Below are 17511 nucleotides of genomic sequence, written 5' to 3'. Positions count from 1 at the left end.
CGCCGCACTGACGAAGTCGTCAATACTCTTCTCATGAAGAAATCCGTTGCTGCAGTGCTGTTCCTGCTGGTGTCCGCGGCCGTGCCGGCCGTCGGCGCCCCGGCCGCGCACGCCGATGTGTGCGGCAGCGTCGGCGGCCGCCACGTCAGTGCCGGTGGCTGCACGAACATCGCCGGCGACGCGGCGGTGGCCGCGGCGGCTCCCGAGGACGCCGCCGCGCAGGCCGCCGCAGGCCGGCCGCCGTGCTACACCCCGGCCGGGGTCCCCTACTACACGCCGGGCGACTTGCCTTGTAACTGAGGCCCTTTAGGCTGGCGGCATGCACAAGTCACTGCAGCGTGCCGCCGTCATCGCCGCGGCCGCCTTGGCGCCCATGGCCATCACCGCCGCGATCGCTCCGGCCGTGAGCAATGCCGACTGCGACAACGGCACCTGGTGGGACCCGGTGCAGAACCGGTGCCAGGCCCCGCTGGTGCAGAACTGCCCAGGCGGCTGGTGGGACCCGAACATCAACAGCTGCCGGCCGCCGGTCTCGACGACGCCGCTCGACTGCCGCGACGGCGCGTGGTGGGACCCGATCAACAACATCTGCCGTCCGCCGCTGCTGCCGCAGTAGTCGCCTCAGACGAGGTAGTACAGCTCGTCGCCGCTGCGGACGCCACCGGGAACCAGCCGTGACTCCGCGTAGCGGACTGCCTTGAGCGTTGCCGAGAACTCCTTGTCCTCTTCGGGGAAGATGCGCTCGTCCGGGAACCACTCACGCAGCCCGACATTGCTGAGGAGGTCCAGGATGTCGGGCCGGACGCCGGCCAGCAGGACGGTGACGCCCAGCTCCGCCAGGTCATGCAGGAACCGCTCGACCCGCTCGATGCCGACCGCGTCGGGGTTGCGGGCCCGTTTGAGACGGAGCACGACGAACTGGGTGCCTTCGGCCTTGACCCGCTCGGTGAGTGCGTCCAGGGCGTGCTCGATTTCCGGTGCGGCACCGAAGAACAGCTCGCCTTCGATGTCGTAGATCAACACCGCCGGGTTGTCGGGCTCATCGCCGACCCGCTCCCGGACCACGCGTTCGGGCGTGACCACCAACTCGGCGATCTTGAGCTTCGAGGCCCGCGGCACGAACAGCAGGATCGACAGCGCAACGCCGAGCAGCACTGCCTTGTCCAGGTCGATGACCACACCGGTGATCGCCGTGACGATCACCAGACCGGCGTCGTAGCGAGATGCTTTGACCGTGCGCACCAGTCGATGGAAATCGACCAGACGCACTGCGGTGACGAGCAACAAGCCGGCCAGCGCCGCCTTCGGGATGTAGCTCAGCAGGGGCGCGAACAACAGCAGTGCGCCGGCCACCGCCGCCGACGCGATGACGCCGGAGAACCGGGTGGCCGCGCCCGCCTGGAAGTTGATCGCCGACCGCGACAGCGAACCCGAACCGGGCAGGCTCTGGAAGAAGCCGCCGGCGAGGTTGGCCAGCCCTTCCGCCACGATCTGCCGGTTGTAGTCGATCTTCTGCTGCGTCTGGTGCGCAATGGCTTTCGCGATCGACAGCGCCTCGATCAAGCCGATGAAAGCGACCGCCAACGCGCCCTCCGACAGATGCGGCAGCCACTCCCAATGCACCACCGGAATGTGGAAGTCGGGCAGGCTGGCGGGAATCTTCCCGGTGATCGACACCGCGGTCTTACCCCCGTGGCCGGGCGTCGACCAGCCCGAGAAGTAGGCGATCAGAGCCGCGAGGACCAGCACGGCAAGCATGTCGAGCTGCGGCAAGCCATAGCGCTGCACCAACTTTCGGAGCACGACGGCGGCGACGACAGCGGTGCCACTCAGGACGACGGCTCGGTAGTTGATCGCGTCGCCGTGGAACAGCGTGAGGTAGGTGCGGTACAGCACCTGCATGTTGCCGTTGCCCCGGTCCTTGACCCCGACCGCATTTCCCAACTGGCCCAAGGCAAGTAGGAACGCGGCTGCCGCCATGAACCCGACGATCACCGACTCCGATATGTAGCGGGTCAGGTCACCCAGTTTGAACACCGAGATCAGGATCTGAATGGTGCCCACCAGCACCCCGAGTACGAACAGCGCCTCGAACAGTTCGGTGCGGTTCTCCGGATCGATGAACGCCAATGAGCTGAACACCAACAGCGAGATGGCGCTGGTGGGTCCGTTGATCAGGTGTGACGACGAACCGAATATTGAAGCGACGAGCGTCACCACGATGGCGGAGAAGACGCCGTATTTGGGGTCGACACCGGCGATCAGGGCATAGGCCATGCCCTGCGGCAGCGCGATGGCGGCCACCGTCAGGCCGGCGATGAGATCACGCCGGGCGAGGGTGCGGTCGTAGTTGAGTTTCAGGTTCGAAAGCAGGCTCACGATCCCACCACCGTTCGCTGCGCAGGGATATGAATGGTGTCGACGATTCCGTTGTCGCCGAAGAACTTTTCGGCGGCGTCGTCCCAGTCCTTGGCGATCGCGGTCACCGGGAACAGCGAGATATCCGGCAACTGAGCCCGATACCTGGCCTGGATCTGCGGGTTGATCGAGCGGTACCCGTACTTCGCGATGACATCCTGGGCCGGGTCGGTGAACAGGTAGTTCAGGTAGGCCTTCGCGTAGGCCTCGGTCTTCTTGCCGGCCACGTTCGCATCGACCCAGGCCACCGCGGGCTCGGCCTTGATACTCACTGGCGGATACACGATCTGCAGCTCGCCCGGCGCCGCGGCCACTTCCCGGATGGCTTCGTTCTCCCACGTCAGGTGCACATCGCCGATCTTCTGCACGGCGAAGCTGGTGGCCGCGCCGCGCGCGCCCTCGTCGGCGACGGCGACGTGCTTGAACAACGCCGCCAGGTAGTCGTGGGCCGCTGCCTCGGTGCCGCCGCGAGTGGTCACCGATCCCCACCCGGCCAGCACGCTGAGCTTGCCGTTGCCCGACGTCCGCGGGTCCGGGGTCACCACCGAGACGTCGCCCTTCACCAGGTCGGGCCAGTCGTGGATGTTCTTCGGGTTGTCCTTGCGGACCACGAACACGATGGTCGACGTATAGGGGACCGAGTTGTTGGGCAGCCGGTGCTGCCAGTCCTTGGCGATCAGCCCGCGCTTGGCCAGCCTGTCGACGTCACTGACCAAGGCCAGTGACACCACACCGGCTTTCGACGTCCCGTCGATGACGTTGCGCGCCTGTCGGCCGGACCCGCCGTGCGACTGGCTGATGTCGACGGTGACGCCGGTCTGCTTGCGGTACTGCGCGACGAACTGCGGGTCCAGCGCGGCATACAGCTCGCGTGTCGGGTCGTACGACACGTTCAGCAGGGCATCCGGCGACGGACCGTGAATGTTCTTGAACCCGATCAGAACTCCGGCCACCGCGATGGCGACGACGCCGACCACACCGAGCGGGGATATGTGTTTTCTGCTCATCGCCACCTCTGTTCACTACGGAAGTTCGACGTTAGGCAGGAGGACGCGCCGGGGCAGCGGTCTGGATCAGCGCGATCAGATCTCCCGTAGCCTGATTGCCGATGAACCACACACGGCTCACCATGTCTGCCACCGCCGCGCTGGCGGTGGCACTGCTCGCCGGCTGCGACAGCACCACCCCAGGAAGCCCGAAGTCGGGACTGCCCAGCGGGGAAACGTCCGCGGCGAGCACACCGACGCCGAGCGAGAAGGCGATCCGCCCGGTTCCCGTCAGCCCCATCCCGGTACCGAGCGCCGTGCCGCCGACCGCACAGGCCCTCGCCCCGCAGAACGGCTACGTCTTCATTGCGACCAAGTCCGGCCAGACGCGGTGCCAGCTCAACGCGGCCGCCGTCGACTGCGAGTCGGACTTCGCCAACGCGCCGCAGGTGAACGGGGAGACCGCGCGCGGCGTACGGGTCACCGCCGATGGCAAATTGTCCTGGGGCCTGGGCAATCTCGGCGCGATCCCGACCGTGACGATCGACTACCAGACCTACTCGGCGGTGGGTTGGACGATCCTCGCCGGCGCCGAGGGCACACGCTTCACCAATGCCGGCACCGGCCACGGGATGTTCGTCTCGACGGCGGGCGTGAAGGCCTTCTGATTCATTAGGCTGGGCGGCATGGACTTCCGGGTATTCGTCGAACCGCAACAGGGTGCCACCTACGCCGACCAGCTCGCCGTCGCTCAGGCCGCCGAAAGGCTCGGCTACTCAGCGTTTTTCCGATCCGACCACTACCTGGCCATGGCCGGCGACGGGCTGCCCGGGCCCACCGACTCGTGGGTGACGCTCGGCGGCATCGCCCGCGAGACCAGCACCATCCGGCTCGGCACCATGGTCACCTCGGCGACGTTCCGGTACCCCGGGCCGCTCGCCATCGCCGTCGCGCAGGTCGACGAAATGAGCGGTGGCCGTGTGGAATTGGGCCTCGGCGCCGGGTGGTTCGCCGAAGAGCACGAAGCGTACGCCATCCCGTTCCCGGCCCTGGGCGAACGCTTCGACCGGCTGGAAGAACAACTGCAGATCATCACGGGCTTCTGGGACACCCCGCTCGGCGAGCACTTCGACTTCGCGGGCAAGCACTACACCGTCAAGAACTCCCCGGCCCTGCCCAAGCCGGCGCAGGCCCACCCGCCGGTGATCATCGGTGGCGGCGGCGCCAAGCGGACCCCGGCGCTGGCCGCCAAGTTCGCCGCCGAGTTCAACATCCCGTTCGTCGACATCGACACCCTGACCACTCAGTTCGGCCGGGTTCGGGCGGCCGTCGACGCAGCCGGCCGTGCACCCGAAAGCATCACGTACTCGGCGGCTTTCGTGCTGTGCGCGGGCAAAGATGAGGCGGAGATCGCCCGGCGGGCCGCCGCCATCGGCCGCGAGGTCGACGAGATGCGCGGCAACTCCCCCACCGTCGGCACCCCGGCCGAGATCGTCGACAAGCTGGCGCCGTTCATCGCGGCCGGCGTCGAGCGCATCTACCTGCAGGTGCTGGACATGGCCGATCTCGACCACCTCGAGTTCTTCAGCACGGAAGTCATTCCACAGCTACGCTGACCGGCCATGACCGAGCGGCCGTGGCATGAGCGCACCCCTCATCTCGTGGGTGCCAGCATCGCGGCGCTCGCGGCCATCGCGTTGCTGTACTTCGCCGGGGCATGGTTGACGCGGCACTACAACCAGCCACAGCCGCCGCCGGTGCCCGTCATCGTGAATGACCCGGTCCACTCGTCGACCGCGGCGGTCACGACCACCACGACGTCGACCAGCTACACGTCGGTGACCCCGTCGACGACCGACATCGAGGTGCCGCCCCCGACGCAGACGACGGACACCACGTCCGAGACATCCACCCCGCGGGGCGACAGCACGACGACCAGCCGTACCCCGCCGACGTCGACGTCGATCACGCAGTCGAGGCGCACCCACCCGCCGGGGCCGCGACCGCACTAGTGCGTGAAGAACTCGATCATCAGCACCTGGAGTTCACCGACGCAGCCACCGAGGATGGCGCCGATGGCGATCATCAACGGTTCGTCGTCCTTGAACACCGGCCGCAGAATCGACTCGTACTCCTCATTGGAGAGCTGATTCATCTTGTCGATGATCGTGCGCTCGAGGTCGATCTTGCTCATGGCGTAGTCCTGCGCGTCCAGCAGCGTGGCGGGCAGCCGCTCGACCACCAGGTCGACGACTCTGTCCTTCAGCGCGTTGTACTTCGACGTGCCGACCGCGAACTTCACGACCGTGCCGGTGAAGCCACCGACCTCGTTGTCGATCGCGAGCTCGACCTCACGGGCGACCATCGAGAAGAGCTTGTCGGCACCCGGGCCCTTGAGGATGCCGTCGAACAGGATGTCCGGCGCGAACAGGTCCTCCGCCAGGATGCGGGCGTAGTCCGCGGTGATCTTCTCGCGCTGCGCGTGTAGTAGCCCCTGGAACTTGATGAAGCCCAGGTACTTCGTGGGCTTGATGGGCCGGAACAGCATGTTGAGCGCGATGTAGTCGCTGACCAGGCCGATACCGAAACCGAAGGCCGGCATGATCCACGGCAGTTTGAAGATGGCCCAGACGAACATCTGCGCGGTACCGATGATCAAGCCGAAGTAGATGCCGCTGCGCCGGACGAACGCCATGGCGTCGTCGGACAGGCCGCGCATGAGCTTGTTGAGCTTCTCCTTGTTGCGCACCAGCGTGGTGACCGAGAGGAACTGCAGGTCGACGAACCGGCTCAGGTCCGACTGCATCTCACCCAGCATCTTCTCGGTGATGCGGGGCGCCTGGGAATGGATGCGGTTCAGGATGGCCTGGCGGCCGGCCTCGGGCAGGGAGTCCCACAGGCCCGGGCGGATCTCCTCGGCGACGTCGCGGGCGATGTCGTTGATCGACGCCGCCAACGGCTCGCGCAGCACCTCGACGGCCTCTTTGGCGTCGATCCGCGACAGCAGCTCCTCGGGTTTGAGCAGATTCGCGGTGAGCAGCTCGATCGTCGTGGAGCCGACCTTGCCGGCCCGGCGCGGGATGATGCCCTGCCAGCCGATGGGACCGATGCCCTTGAACTCAAGCGGCCGGTAGATCATCTCCATCGCGACGATCTTGGTGCTCCAGCCGACGAAGGCGGCCACCAGCGGCATGGAGAAGTAGATGACCCAGTGCGCGCGGAAGTCGAGAAGGATCTCGGTCAAGGACATCAGCGCCACCCGTTCTGGTCGTCCTCCGCGGTGGCGGCGGCCCACAGCGATCGGCCCAGCGGCGACAGCGTCAACGTCAGCTTCTCCACCTTGGCGGGCAGCGGACCCTTCGACGCGGCCTTGATCGCGTTGAGGACGATGGTCTCAGCCATCAACACCTCGTACTCGGTTTTCAGCGCAGAATCCTCCGGACCGATCTCCACGAGGCGCAGCGCCAGCAAATGCCCGACGTACTGCGGCGTCATCTGTGGGAGCGCGACGTTGGCGGTCCGGCCGACCAGTGCCGCGTTCTCCAGGACCGCCTTGCGGGTCCGGTCGTACACGTTGACCAAGGGTGAGACGGAGCCGTCGGACAGCGCGCCGACGATGCGGGCCTCGTCGGCCACCAACTGATCGAGCAGATGGTGGTACAGCTCGGTCTGGCTGCCCGCGGTGTTCTGGTCGAGCGCCCGGTTGAGCAGCTGGCTCATCTTGGAGTTGAGCGTCTCGTCGCCGGCGGCCGGTTTCGGCGCGTCGGCGGCGGCGACGACGTCGTCGGCACCGTCCTCGGGTTCCAGTTCGTTGAGGCCTTTGCGCAGGGCGCCGACGATCTGCTGCTCGGTCCAGCTGTAGACGTCCAGACCGAGTCGAGCGGCGTCCACCGCGCGTCCTACCAGGCCGAAGGGATCAAACGATTGAGCCACCCGCAAACGGTAGCCGCGCGGGGCACCAATTGCCAACGATCTCGAATATCTCACCTTCCCTGCGCGGCATAGTCCGCGACCAGGGCCTCGGCGCTGCGCACGGCGGCCCGGCAGGCGCGTGCGGTGAAGGGGTCGTTGAGCGGGTGATCGGCCCGGCGGCGCCACCGCTGCACCGCCGCGAAGGCCGCCCGCGGACCGTCGTACGGCGCGTCGCTGCTCAGCCCCAGCCGGCTCGCCGCGTCGGTTCCGGAGCCGCCGATGATGCGGCGCAGGGAGGCCATCTCGTCGTCGTTCAATGTGGTTGGCCGGGAACGTAATTGACCGAGCAACCGCAATTCCTCGAACGCGTGCGTGTCGGCCAGCAGCGGGTCGATGTCCGCCAGGATGAACGGCGTCGCGTAGATGGGATTGGCCTCCACGAAGCGCCGCAGCGAGCGCAGTGCGGTGTGTGCCTTGAGCATGTCGGCGCGCTGCGCGAACTGCTGATCGATGACGTCGCGCAGGGCCACCAGCCCGCTGCGGTCCAGCAGTTCGTCGGCCAGACCCTGTGAGTCGGTGACGCCGGCGCGCAGCACCGCGATCGCGATCCGGATGCCGAACATGCCGAACCGGTCCAGCAGCGCGGCCCGGGTGATGGCGTCCACCGGCAGCGAATCATCCTGCCGGGCAAAGCGATCCGCCGACAACATGGCCTTGGTCAGGGCGGTGGCGCCGTCACCGTCGAGGGCCGCGAGCTTCTGCAGGGCCGTGAACTCACTCTGCTGCAAGGTGCGCGCGGTCAGCGCCAGCAGCCCCGACACCGGGACGACGGCCTGGCAGACGCCGGTGCGGTCCAGCTCTGCGGTGAAACGCGTGGCCACTTCACGGGCCGACATCATCGCGTCGATGCGTCCGGCCCCGATCTCGTCGGCGCGCGACGCGACCCCGATGACGCCGAGGGCACCCGAGCCACTGCCGACGAGTTCCCCGATCTGCTTGAGCAGCGCGATGTCCGGCGCGTTGAGGGTGCGCAGCAGGAACACCACGGCGTCCACGCGCGGCACGCCGTCTCGTGGCACCAGGAGTTGGAGCGTGCGGTCGGAGACGTCACGCGACAGCGACGACGTCCCCGGTGTGTCGATGATGGTCGTCTGTTCCAATTCGGCTGCGGGCCACTGCACATCGAGGTCGACGATGTCGTTTGCGGGCGCGCCGGAATACCGCGCGAGGTCGAAGGTCAGGCCGTCACCGCGGGTGATCGGCACGTCGGTACGGCGGCCGTCCCGATGGTTGGCGGTGACGCGGGGCGTCATGCCATGCCGGAACCAGGTGACCAGGCGGGTGGCCTCGGTGGCGTCGGTGGGCGCAATCTCTTCGCCCACAAGCGCATTCACGAGCGTCGACTTGCCGGCCTTGAGGGTGCCGGCGAGGGCGATGCGGATCGGCTGATCGAGCCGGCGGCCGATCCAGTCCAGTTCGGCCAGGGCCTGCGGCCGGTGCTGGTAGACGGGGTCGGACCGGTAGGCCGAGATGACGCCGCCCAGGATGGCGCGGACGCGTGCGCTTGTGCTCACTGCGCCAGGGCCGGAGTGAGTTTCACCGCGTTGTCGATGACCTGGCGCAGAATGTTCAACTGCCGCTCCAGTTCCCGCACGCGGTTGTCGCGCTCGCCGGCTTCGATCTGCGCCGCGGCGAGTGTCGCCTGCAGCGACTCGTTGAGCGAGCGGGTGGTCTGGTTGGCGATGCCCCGGTAGTGATCGCGCAAGTGGCGCTGGATGTTTCGCAGCCGGTCACGCGACTCCTTGCCGACGGCGAACGACACGTCGTCGACGAACCGGCGGACGTTCATCTTCGCCTCGCCGCGCACCCGCAGCATGCGATTCTCCATGTCTTCCTTGTAGGCCTTGCGGCCCAGCACAAGTCCGGCGCCCAACGACAGCGGGTTGAACATGCCCAGCCCGGCGAACGAGGTCAGCATGCCGAACATCAGCACACCACCGTAGGACCCGCGCATCCCGGTGATCACCTTGTGCCCGGCCCGGATCGGCTCGGACTCCAATCGCGCCACAGGGTTGAACTCGCCCAGGCCCGCGCCCATGTCGCGGGCCCTGACCTCGGCCAGTTCGACCGAATCCAGCCCGGCCTCGACGAACGTGCGGGCCACCTCCGCGGCGAGCGCCTCGGCGCGCTGATGCGCCCAGACGAAGTTGTCGCCGACCGCGGTCGCGACGACGTTCTCCAACTCGGCGCCGATCTCGGCCCAATGCTGCGTGGGATCGCAGCCGTCGATGACGCGCTCGGTGTGCGCGGTGATGTTGCGGAACCGGTTACGCAGGTCGTGGTCGACGTCGGCGGTCAGGTCGGCGATGCCGTCGTTGAGCACCTGTTGCCACAATGCGGTCTGCTGCAACGCATTCTGGGCGTCTTCCTTCTTCTGCTCCAGCTCGGCCTTGATGCGCTCGATCTTCTCGGGGTCGTTGATCGCGGCCAGCTCGGTGGACACGGCCAGGGTGAGATGTTCGGCGGCCGCGTGGATTTCGGTGACCACCTGATCCTTGATGCGGTCGTTCTCCCGACTGAGCACCTTGTCGGTGAGGAACTTGATGATCGCCGGGAAGTTCGACTCGTCGTTGAGTTCCTTGTCGTTCAGTGCCAGCGCGTGGGTGCGCAGCGCGGAAGAAACGGGAACCACGGGGACGTTCAGCCGCGCGCGCTGCAGATGCGCGCCATTGGCCGCGACGATCTCGCGCCAGTGCGGATAGAGGTCGGTCTTGGTGGCGACAATCGTTGCCACCGGGCAGATTTCGAGGGCCTGCCGGATGAACGTGAGCTCCGGCTCGGTGAACTCCTGGCTGGTGTCACTGATCATCAGGAGGGCGTCGGCGTCGGGCAGCAGGCCGAGAGTGGCCGACAGGTGCGGCTGCCCCAGCCCGCCCACGCCGGGGGTGTCGACAAAGGTGAGGCCGCCCTTGAGCATCGGGCTCGGCGCCGCCACCTCGACGCGCAGCACCTGGCGACCCTGGGCCTGCGGGGCGTGGCGCAGATCGGTCGACAGCTGGTTGGGCGGGATGGCGACGACGGACGGATCGCCCCCTTCCTGGGCCGGGGCGAGGACGAGTTCGGCGGCCGCCGCGTCCCCGTAGTGGACGACGGTGGTGAGCACCGTGCTCTCGTCATCGCCGACGCGCGCGACCGGCATGTTCAGCAACGAGTTCAGCAACTGGCTCTTGCCCTGCTTGAGCTGCCCGGCGATCACCACCCGGATCTGCGGATCGCTGATCCGGGTCTTGGCCGCCAGCAACCGCTGCGCCAGGTCTTCGCGGTCGTTGAGGCCTGCGATCCGGCTGGTGTGGTCGATCAACTCGACGATCACCGCGACCGGGCGCGGGTTCGCCTCGTTCGGCTGCGTCACTGGGCTCTCCTCGACTGCATTGTCACTGTCTAACGGTATGCGCAAACATCCGGCGGGGCCTGTAGGTGGCCCCGCCGGAGGAGTTTGTCGCGATCGATCAGTGCATGTGCGGATCGATGTGGGTGGTGTGGCTCATGTCGGTGGTGGTGTGGGTTTCGGTCGGTGCGTAGGTGTTCATGCTGGCCTCGTGCACCGAGCTGTCGGCAACCGTGCTGTGCACCGAGTTGTCGGCGCTCAGGTCGGTGTGGGTGGTGTTCCCGCTGCCGATGTTGGTGTGGGTGCTGTTGCCGCTACCGATGCTGGTGTTGGCCGTGTTCCCGCTGTTCAGGCTGGTGTTCACCGTCGAGGAGTGCGACGAGTCGTCGATGACGCTCTTGTTGCCGCTGCCCAGGTCGCCACCGACCGTGGTCTGGTTGCCACCGACGTGCGTCGACGAGGTGTTGCCGTCGTTGATGACGATGTTGCCGCCGCTGCCACCGCTGCCGCCGCTGGCGTGGCCGCCACCGATCAGGCCGCCGCCGGCGCTGGCGCCGCCGCCGTTGCCGCCACCGGTGTTGACGTCGTTGACCACCGGACCCGAGTTGCCCTGGATGATGTGGCCGCCCGCGGTCTGCGAGTTGTCGGTCGCGTGGTTGCCCGTGCCGACGATCACCGGGGAGTGGCTGCCGGTCAGGATGTCGCCGTTGGTGACGGTGTTGCCGTCACCCTGCACGGCGCCCTTGCCGCTGGCGATGTCACCGTGGTTGTTGCCCGCGATGTTGACGCCGCCGTCGCCCTGCTGGACGTGGCTGCCACCGAGGGTGATGTCACCGAAGCCCAGGTTGAAGGCACCCTGCTGGGCGTTGGCGCCGGCGTGCTGGTCGGGGCTCAGCACCGGGATGTCGTTGCCGCTGGCGATCGGCACGTTGTTGTGGCTGGCGAAGTCGGTCTGGTTGCGGCTGGCGAACTCGGTGTTCGGGGCGAAGGCGGTCTGCGGGGAGAACGGCGAGGACATGCTGTAGTAGTCCGAGACCGCGTTCTGCAGGCCGACGACCGGGTCGCCGCCACCGAGCACGACGCCGGCGGGGACGGCACTCGCGGCGACCGAGGCGAGCTGCGCGGAGGTGACACCGGCGAGGCCGGCGTCGCGCATGGTCTGCTCGGGGTTCGCGACGAACGAGCTCGCGACGGTCGGGAAGCGGAACAGGTCGATGATGAATTCGATCAGGCTGGTCATTGGAGTCCCTTTCGTTGGGTGTTGCTCTGGGGAAGTTCTCTCGCCGCTGTCCGGCGAACTGAGAACAACGTTAGGGGCCGTCGAGAGCCGTGCAAACGGGGCAACCACCCCTACCCCCAACGAAACGTAGTGGGGTATCCACGCTCCCCCTATTAGGGGATTAGGGGATGGCTAGGGCGTTTGCTGAATATGCGGTGCGAGAACACAAAACGCCGGTGGCCATGGCGGCCACCGGCGTTTCGGGGATGAGCTGGTCAGCTGAAGAAGTCGAAGTCCTGATGATGCTCGACACCGGCCGACGGGTCTGCGGTATCGACGGGGTGCCAGTCGAGCGCACCCGGATCCGAGAGCTGCCCGGCATCGACGACCGGGACGTCGCTGTGCAGGCCCAGATCGTCGGACACCGCCAGGTCCGGCACGGCGTCGCGGGCCGGCAGGACCGGGCCGCTATCGAATCCACCCAGGTCAGGGTCGGAAATCACCTGCGGCGACACCACTGTCGGCACATGTGTGTCGAAGGCGTCGAACGCATCGAACGCCGCGGTGGCGGCACCGCTGGTCCAGACGTTGACGCCGGGATCGTCGAAACCGGCGGTCGGCACGCCACCCGCTGCGGACGACACCGTGCCCAGAGATTCGGACACCACCGGGATCAGGTGCGCGACATCCGCCGTGGTGACGCCAGTAAGGTTGGCGTCGGCGATGGCACCCGCGGGGTCGGCGGCGTAGTGGGCAGCCACGTCGGGGTCACGGACGACCGACATGACGAAATCCAGTAGCGGATTTGCCATGGCACCTGCTCCTTTCTGGGGACCCGTTGATAACTATTTCGATGCTATCGCCGATAAAGCACCTGGAGATCGGTGCTGACCCCAACACCCGACGTCATCCGTTAGGGGCACTCCCATTAGGGATTCGCCAATCGTTAGGGGATTGTGTCCCACCCCCAGGCCGCCAGCGCATAGGGTGGCCTGAGTCCGGTAGCGCATCAAAGGAGTGGACGTTTATGAGCCTCGGTTTGTCGATCGGCCAGACCAATCTGGTGGCCGTGCCGGCCGGGCGACCGCCGCTGAGCCGTCGCGCGATCCTGGCCCTGTACCCGGACCGGCCCGCCGAAGTCGGCATCCCCACCCAGCCGGGCGGCCTGGTGCTGACCGGGTTCGTCGAGCGCGTCGGCGACCCGATCCCCCTGATCGCCCCGGACGGTTCGGCGCATCGCGGCGAAGCCGTCCTGGCCGAGGCTCTCGACTCCATGGCCCGCACCGCCGGTGGCGGCGCCCCGATCGTCATCGCCGCCCCCGCGCACTGGGGCATGTCCACCATCGGCGCACTGTCCGCGGCGCTGCGCGGAAAACCGGGTTTGGCCGCCGCACCCGTGGTCTCCGACGCCGCCGCGGCCCTGGCCGGCCTCAAGGCCGGGTCCGGACTGCCCGATCACGGCGTGGTGGCACTCTGCGATTTCGGTGGCAGCGGCACCAGCGTGACCATCGCCGACGCCGCGACACTCAGCCAGATCGGCGAGACCGTCCGTTACCCGGAGTTCTCCGGCGACCTGGTGGACCAGGCCCTGCTGAACCACGTCATCGCCGGCATCAGCGAGTCGTCCGACGCGGATCCGGCCGGCACCGCGGCCGTCGGCTCGCTGTCCCAGCTGCGCGACCAGTGCCGGCAGGCCAAGGAGCGCCTCTCGTCAGAGACGGCAACGTCGGTCAGCGCCAACCTGCCCGGCTTCGCATCGGCGCTGCGCATCACCCGTCCCGAGTTGGAGCGGCTGCTCGAACCGGCACTGGCGGGGCTGCTCGCCGTCGTGCAGGAATCCCTGCAGCGCAACCAGATTCCGGCCGGCGTCCTGACCGCCGTGGCCACTGCCGGTGGCGGTGCATCGATTCCGATTGTCACCCAACGACTTTCCGAGCACTTCCGGGTTCCGGTCGTGACCTCGCCGCAACCGGCGCTCACCGCCGCCGGCGGCGCCCCGCTCGTTGATCAGCGCACCATGAGCGCCGACGCCCCAACAGGCATGGCCCCCACCATGGGCTGGGCCGCCGGCCCGGCAGGCTGGGCAGGCGGTCCCGAAACCATGGCGGCACCGGTGCCGCCCGTGGACGCGAACCCGTCTTCGACCGTCGGGCCGTCGCTGGCCTGGTCCGACGACGAGGACCCGGGCGCCGCGGTCGGCGGCGAATATCCCACCGATTTCTCCACCGGCTACGCCGAGGCAGCGCCCTACGGCGAGACCACCGCGCGTCCGGTGATGGACTTCGCCCACGAAGAAGAGGACAACCTGCCCGACGTGGCGCCGGTCCCCTGGTACCGGCGCCCACCGCTGATCTTCGGCGCGGCCGCCGCGGCGTTCCTGGTCGCCGGTGGCAGCTGGGCCGCGGTCGGGCTCACCAGCAACGACACCCCGTCCGGCCCCGTGACCGTCGACGTCACCACCACCATCACCGGCCCCGACGGCTCCATCACCACGAGCACCTACAAGGCCACCAAGTCCGTTGTCACACAGACGAATCCGAACGGCCAGGTGGAGACCTCGACCGTGACCAACCCGGTCACCACCACCGACGCACCGGTCACCACGACCACCACCGATCCGTCGACCACCAGCTCGACGACGACCACCACGACCACCACCGCCACGACCACCACGACCACGACCACGCCGTCGACGACGACCACCACGACCACGACGCCACCGCCGACCACGACCACCACGCAGCCGCCCACCACCACGCAACCGCCGACGACGACGCAACCGCCCACCACCACGCAGGCGCCGCCGACCACGACGAAGCCGCCGACGACGCAGCCGCCCAGCACGCAGACTCCGACGGCTGCGCCGTCGACCCAGGCGCCAAGTTCGCAGCCCACGGTGGAGCAGCCCCCCAAGACGGCGTCGGTGTCGGCGGAAACCGCGTCGGCCCCATCGGCATCGGTGGCCACCGCGTCGGCGCCCATCACTGCGCAACCCTCGGCATCGACCAGCCAATGACCGCAGCGGCCGGCACGTCGCTGGTGCTCGGCGGAATCGGCAGCGGCAAGACCACCGCTCTGGAAGCGGTACGAAAGACGTTGCGGGCCAATGGCACGACGATGCTCGCGCGGGTACCCAAGCCCGGTGAGGCGCCGGATGCGGCCATCGTCATCGACGATGCCCAGCTGCTGTCCCCGGCAGAGCTGGACACGCTGACCGAGCTGGCCGGCGACCCGGCCCGCACCGTTGTGGTCAGCGCCGAGCCGTGGGCGCACGAGCCCGCGCTCAACGCCCTCACCACCACGCTGAGCCGGCAGCACCCGCCGATCCAGCTGGCGCCGATGACGCCCCGCGACATCAACGAGGCGCTGGCCCGCGCCGATGTCCCCGGCACCCAGGTGCCCGCCCTGATCGCCGGGACCGGCGGCATCCCGCTGCTGGTGTACTCGGCGCTGTCGGCCCTGGCCTCGGGCGCGGATCCGGTCCGGGCCGCGTCCGTCGCATTGAGCGAGCGGCTGCGCCGGCTGGACGAACACCTGCTGGACACGTTGTTGTTGTGTTCGCTCAGCCCCGAACTGGGGCCCGACGACATCGCCGCCGCCCTGCAGCTGCCCGGCGACGACGCGGCCGTGCTGATGGACCGGGCCCGCGCCAGTGGCCTGCTGTCCGCGTCGCTGCATCCGCGATTCATCGACACGCTGCACCGCAGCCTCACCCGACTGGTCGGTGCCGCGCGGCATCGCGAGACCGAATGCCGACTGCTGCGCTCGCAGATCGAATCTGCCACGCTGTCAACCGAATTGGCACTGAAGCTGGCCGAGCACGGCACCGTCGATGATCTGCTGGCGGCCGATCTCATCCACCGCGCCGGGTCCGCCGCGCCGCGTCAGGCAGCGCGCCTGTACCGCGCCGCGGCCCGCGCCGGCACCGCCCCGGCCGACGTCCACCTCGCCGACGCCCTCGCCGTCACCGGCGACTGCACCACCGCCGGCACCCTGGCCGACGAACTGCTCACCGCCGACGACGCCGCCGTCCGCGCCCAGGCCGTGCGTATCGCCGCCAGTGTCGCCATGCACGACGGTGCCGCCGCACACGCCGCGGACCTGTTCCGCTGGCTCGGCCCGGATGCCGATCCGTTCGTCGCCGCCGCGGGCGCCGTGGTCGGTGTCGCCACCGCCGACGCGGACCTGGCCCGGGCTTGCCTGCAGGCCGAGAACTCAAATCCGCCAACGTCTTCCGCGCGTGCGGCGCGCGGCATGGCAGAAGGCATGCTGCTGACGCTCGACCAGCCGTTCGCCGTCGCGATGGCACGCCTCACGCAGGCCCTCGGGTCCACCAACGGTGTCCACTCGGTCGCACCGGACAGCCCCGCCGCACTACTGGGCCTTGTGGCCCTGCACGGCGGTGACGCCGTCCGCGCGCGCAGCGTCATCGGCCGGGCCATCCGCACCGGTGGCGGCGACGCGGGTTTCACCGGTCTGCGCCACCGGCTGCTGCTCGGCTGGATCCGCATGCTCGATGGCCAACTCGATTCCGCGGTGCCGGCTTTGGGCGCCCCCGAGATCGCCGACCTGCACCGCCGCGACGCGCTGTGGTTCACCGCGCTGCAGACCGCGGTCGCACGGCGCAGCGGCGACACCGGCGCGCTGCAGAAACATTGGTACGCGGCCATGGAGGTGCTGGCCGAATACTCCCTGGACCTGTTCGCACTGCTGCCGCTCGGCGAGTTGTGGGTCGCGGCCGCCCGGTTGCAGCAGCTGGACCAGCTCCGCCAACCGCTGGCCGAGGCGTTCGGGCTGTTGCGGACCGCCGGCAACCCGGCCCTCTGGGCGGTGCCGCTGCACTGGGCGGGCGTGCACGCCGGCATCCTGGCCAATGCGCCCGAGGCCGTCGCACCACACGGGCAGGCCCTGGCCGCCGCCAGCCGGGCCGAGGGCGCACACGGCGCCTACGCCACCGCGCTCGCCGCCGCGGGCCGCGCCTGGCTGCGGGTGCTGGCCGACGGCGTCGACGCCGCGGAGGTGACGGCGGCCGCCCGCGGGCTGGCCCGCTTCGGGCTGACATGGGATGCCACCCGCCTGGCCAGTCAGGCCGCGTTGCATTCGGCGGACGGCCGGATCTCCGGTGCCATGCTGCAGCTGGCGCGCGACCTCAAGCAGGACGCGGCCCTCGAAGCCGCGGCTGATCCCATCGGGCCCGCGGCTCCCGCTATTCCGCGTGAGCCCGTTTCCGGCACGGATGTGCGCAACACCACACCACCTCCTGCCTCGGGTGACGCTCGGGCCACAGCTGCCGCAACGCCCGCCTGGACCCGGCTGTCCGACCGCGAACGTGAGGTCGCCGAGTTGGTGCTGCAGGGCATGCCGTACCGCGATATCGGAGCCCGGCTGCTCATCTCAGCGAAGACCGTCGAACACCACGTCGCCCGCATTCGCCGCAGGTTGGGGGCCGAATCACGGTCGGAGATGTTGTCGATGCTGCGGGCGCTGCTCGTCGAGAAAGCCTGAACGCGTCCTTATATAAGGAAGCGCGTGGCCGGCGCTTGAACGGGGCCGATTCTGGGTAAGGAAGCGAGCGCGTAGTCGCAGCT

15 protein-coding genes are annotated in these 17511 nt (G+C 68.5%); 7 read left to right on the top strand and 8 right to left on the bottom strand.

Annotation, left to right across the window (positions count from 1 at the left end; translation table 11 throughout):
* Window positions 1-33 precede the first annotated feature (33 nt).
* Together ACJEIK_RS02025 and ACJEIK_RS02020 are read left to right on the top strand one after the other, a co-directional pair.
* Window positions 34-300, top strand: a complete 267-nt coding sequence (locus ACJEIK_RS02025) for a hypothetical protein (RefSeq protein ID WP_064857510.1) — start codon at window positions 34-36, stop codon at window positions 298-300.
* Between the two features lie 19 nt (window positions 301-319).
* The gene (locus ACJEIK_RS02020; protein ID WP_020103971.1) at window positions 320-616 is read left to right on the top strand and encodes a hypothetical protein; all 297 of its coding nucleotides are present in this window, start codon (window positions 320-322) and stop codon (window positions 614-616) included.
* 5 nt (window positions 617-621) lie between these two features.
* On the opposite strand, the gene ACJEIK_RS02015 is transcribed toward ACJEIK_RS02020, so the two are convergent.
* On the bottom strand, window positions 622-2379 hold the full coding sequence (locus ACJEIK_RS02015; protein WP_409430948.1) for a SulP family inorganic anion transporter: 1758 nt from the start codon (window positions 2377-2379) through the stop codon (window positions 622-624).
* The gene (locus ACJEIK_RS02010; protein WP_167838061.1) at window positions 2376-3425 is read right to left on the bottom strand and encodes a sulfate ABC transporter substrate-binding protein; all 1050 of its coding nucleotides are present in this window, start codon (window positions 3423-3425) and stop codon (window positions 2376-2378) included. The genes ACJEIK_RS02015 and ACJEIK_RS02010 overlap by 4 nt, the downstream gene beginning before the upstream one ends.
* A 101-nt stretch (window positions 3426-3526) precedes the next feature.
* On the opposite strand from ACJEIK_RS02010, the gene ACJEIK_RS02005 reads away from it, so the two are divergent.
* From ACJEIK_RS02005 to ACJEIK_RS01995, 3 genes are read left to right on the top strand one after another with little or no spacing between them, the layout of a single operon-like run.
* On the top strand, window positions 3527-4072 hold the full coding sequence (locus ACJEIK_RS02005) for a hypothetical protein (RefSeq protein ID WP_135357223.1): 546 nt from the start codon (window positions 3527-3529) through the stop codon (window positions 4070-4072).
* 18 nt (window positions 4073-4090) lie between these two features.
* Entirely contained in the window at window positions 4091-5020 is a 930-nt protein-coding gene (locus ACJEIK_RS02000) for an LLM class F420-dependent oxidoreductase (protein WP_135357224.1), read from the top strand.
* 6 nt (window positions 5021-5026) lie between these two features.
* A complete protein-coding gene (locus ACJEIK_RS01995; RefSeq protein ID WP_409430947.1) occupies window positions 5027-5416 on the top strand; it encodes a hypothetical protein in 390 nt (129 codons plus the stop codon).
* Here the strand turns inward: ACJEIK_RS01995 and ACJEIK_RS01990 are convergent.
* From ACJEIK_RS01990 to ACJEIK_RS01965, 6 genes are all read right to left on the bottom strand, one after another.
* Window positions 5413-6654 (bottom strand): DUF445 domain-containing protein, encoded by a 1242-nt coding sequence (locus ACJEIK_RS01990; protein ID WP_409430946.1) that lies wholly within the window; start codon window positions 6652-6654, stop codon window positions 5413-5415. The genes ACJEIK_RS01995 and ACJEIK_RS01990 overlap by 4 nt on opposite strands.
* Window positions 6654-7337 (bottom strand): Abi-alpha family protein, encoded by a 684-nt coding sequence (locus ACJEIK_RS01985; RefSeq protein ID WP_138247786.1) that lies wholly within the window; start codon window positions 7335-7337, stop codon window positions 6654-6656. Before ACJEIK_RS01985 ends, ACJEIK_RS01990 begins: the two co-directional genes overlap by 1 nt.
* A gap of 50 nt (window positions 7338-7387) precedes the next feature.
* The gene (locus ACJEIK_RS01980; RefSeq protein WP_133428263.1) at window positions 7388-8890 is read right to left on the bottom strand and encodes a dynamin-like GTPase family protein; all 1503 of its coding nucleotides are present in this window, start codon (window positions 8888-8890) and stop codon (window positions 7388-7390) included.
* The gene (locus ACJEIK_RS01975; RefSeq protein ID WP_409430945.1) at window positions 8887-10728 is read right to left on the bottom strand and encodes a dynamin family protein; all 1842 of its coding nucleotides are present in this window, start codon (window positions 10726-10728) and stop codon (window positions 8887-8889) included. Before ACJEIK_RS01975 ends, ACJEIK_RS01980 begins: the two co-directional genes overlap by 4 nt.
* 97 nt (window positions 10729-10825) lie before the next feature.
* Window positions 10826-11944 (bottom strand): IniB N-terminal domain-containing protein, encoded by a 1119-nt coding sequence (locus ACJEIK_RS01970; RefSeq protein WP_406802260.1) that lies wholly within the window; start codon window positions 11942-11944, stop codon window positions 10826-10828.
* A gap of 254 nt (window positions 11945-12198) precedes the next feature.
* Window positions 12199-12735, bottom strand: coding sequence for an Rv0340 family IniB-related protein (locus tag ACJEIK_RS01965; RefSeq protein ID WP_191260185.1), 537 nt, complete (start codon window positions 12733-12735; stop codon window positions 12199-12201).
* A 215-nt stretch (window positions 12736-12950) separates the two neighbouring features.
* Between ACJEIK_RS01965 and ACJEIK_RS01960 the strand changes: the two genes are divergently transcribed.
* Both ACJEIK_RS01960 and iniR read left to right on the top strand, forming a co-directional pair.
* A complete protein-coding gene (locus tag ACJEIK_RS01960) occupies window positions 12951-14939 on the top strand; it encodes an Hsp70 family protein (RefSeq protein ID WP_226520496.1) in 1989 nt (662 codons plus the stop codon).
* Window positions 14936-17428, top strand: coding sequence for an isoniazid response ATPase/transcriptional regulator IniR (iniR, locus tag ACJEIK_RS01955; RefSeq protein WP_267324558.1), 2493 nt, complete (start codon window positions 14936-14938; stop codon window positions 17426-17428). The genes ACJEIK_RS01960 and iniR overlap by 4 nt, the downstream gene beginning before the upstream one ends.
* Window positions 17429-17511: the final 83 nt, after the last annotated feature.

It is taken from the genome of Mycobacterium sp. SMC-16 (assembly GCF_046250085.1).
Taxonomy (GTDB): Bacteria; Actinomycetota; Actinomycetes; order Mycobacteriales; family Mycobacteriaceae; genus Mycobacterium; species Mycobacterium phocaicum.
The sequence above is the reverse complement of the archived record's forward strand: the minus strand, read 5'-3'. Positions and strand labels throughout refer to the sequence as shown.

Bases quoted from the DNA above. Each gene is read 5' to 3' on its own strand.
- ACJEIK_RS02025 (WP_064857510.1), top strand. From the start codon at position 34: ATGAAGAAATCCGTTGCTGCAGTGCTGTTCCTGCTGGTGTCCGCGGCC.
- ACJEIK_RS02020 (WP_020103971.1), top strand. From the start codon at position 320: ATGCACAAGTCACTGCAGCGTGCCGCCGTCATCGCCGCGGCCGCCTTG.
- ACJEIK_RS02010 (WP_167838061.1), bottom strand. From the start codon at position 3,425: ATGAGCAGAAAACACATATCCCCGCTCGGTGTGGTCGGCGTCGTCGCC.
- ACJEIK_RS02005 (WP_135357223.1), top strand. From the start codon at position 3,527: ATGAACCACACACGGCTCACCATGTCTGCCACCGCCGCGCTGGCGGTG.
- ACJEIK_RS02000 (WP_135357224.1), top strand. From the start codon at position 4,091: ATGGACTTCCGGGTATTCGTCGAACCGCAACAGGGTGCCACCTACGCC.
- ACJEIK_RS01995 (WP_409430947.1), top strand. From the start codon at position 5,027: ATGACCGAGCGGCCGTGGCATGAGCGCACCCCTCATCTCGTGGGTGCC.
- ACJEIK_RS01990 (WP_409430946.1), bottom strand. From the start codon at position 6,654: ATGTCCTTGACCGAGATCCTTCTCGACTTCCGCGCGCACTGGGTCATC.
- ACJEIK_RS01970 (WP_406802260.1), bottom strand. From the start codon at position 11,944: ATGACCAGCCTGATCGAATTCATCATCGACCTGTTCCGCTTCCCGACC.
- ACJEIK_RS01965 (WP_191260185.1), bottom strand. From the start codon at position 12,735: ATGGCAAATCCGCTACTGGATTTCGTCATGTCGGTCGTCCGTGACCCC.
- ACJEIK_RS01960 (WP_226520496.1), top strand. From the start codon at position 12,951: ATGAGCCTCGGTTTGTCGATCGGCCAGACCAATCTGGTGGCCGTGCCG.
- iniR (WP_267324558.1), top strand. From the start codon at position 14,936: ATGACCGCAGCGGCCGGCACGTCGCTGGTGCTCGGCGGAATCGGCAGC.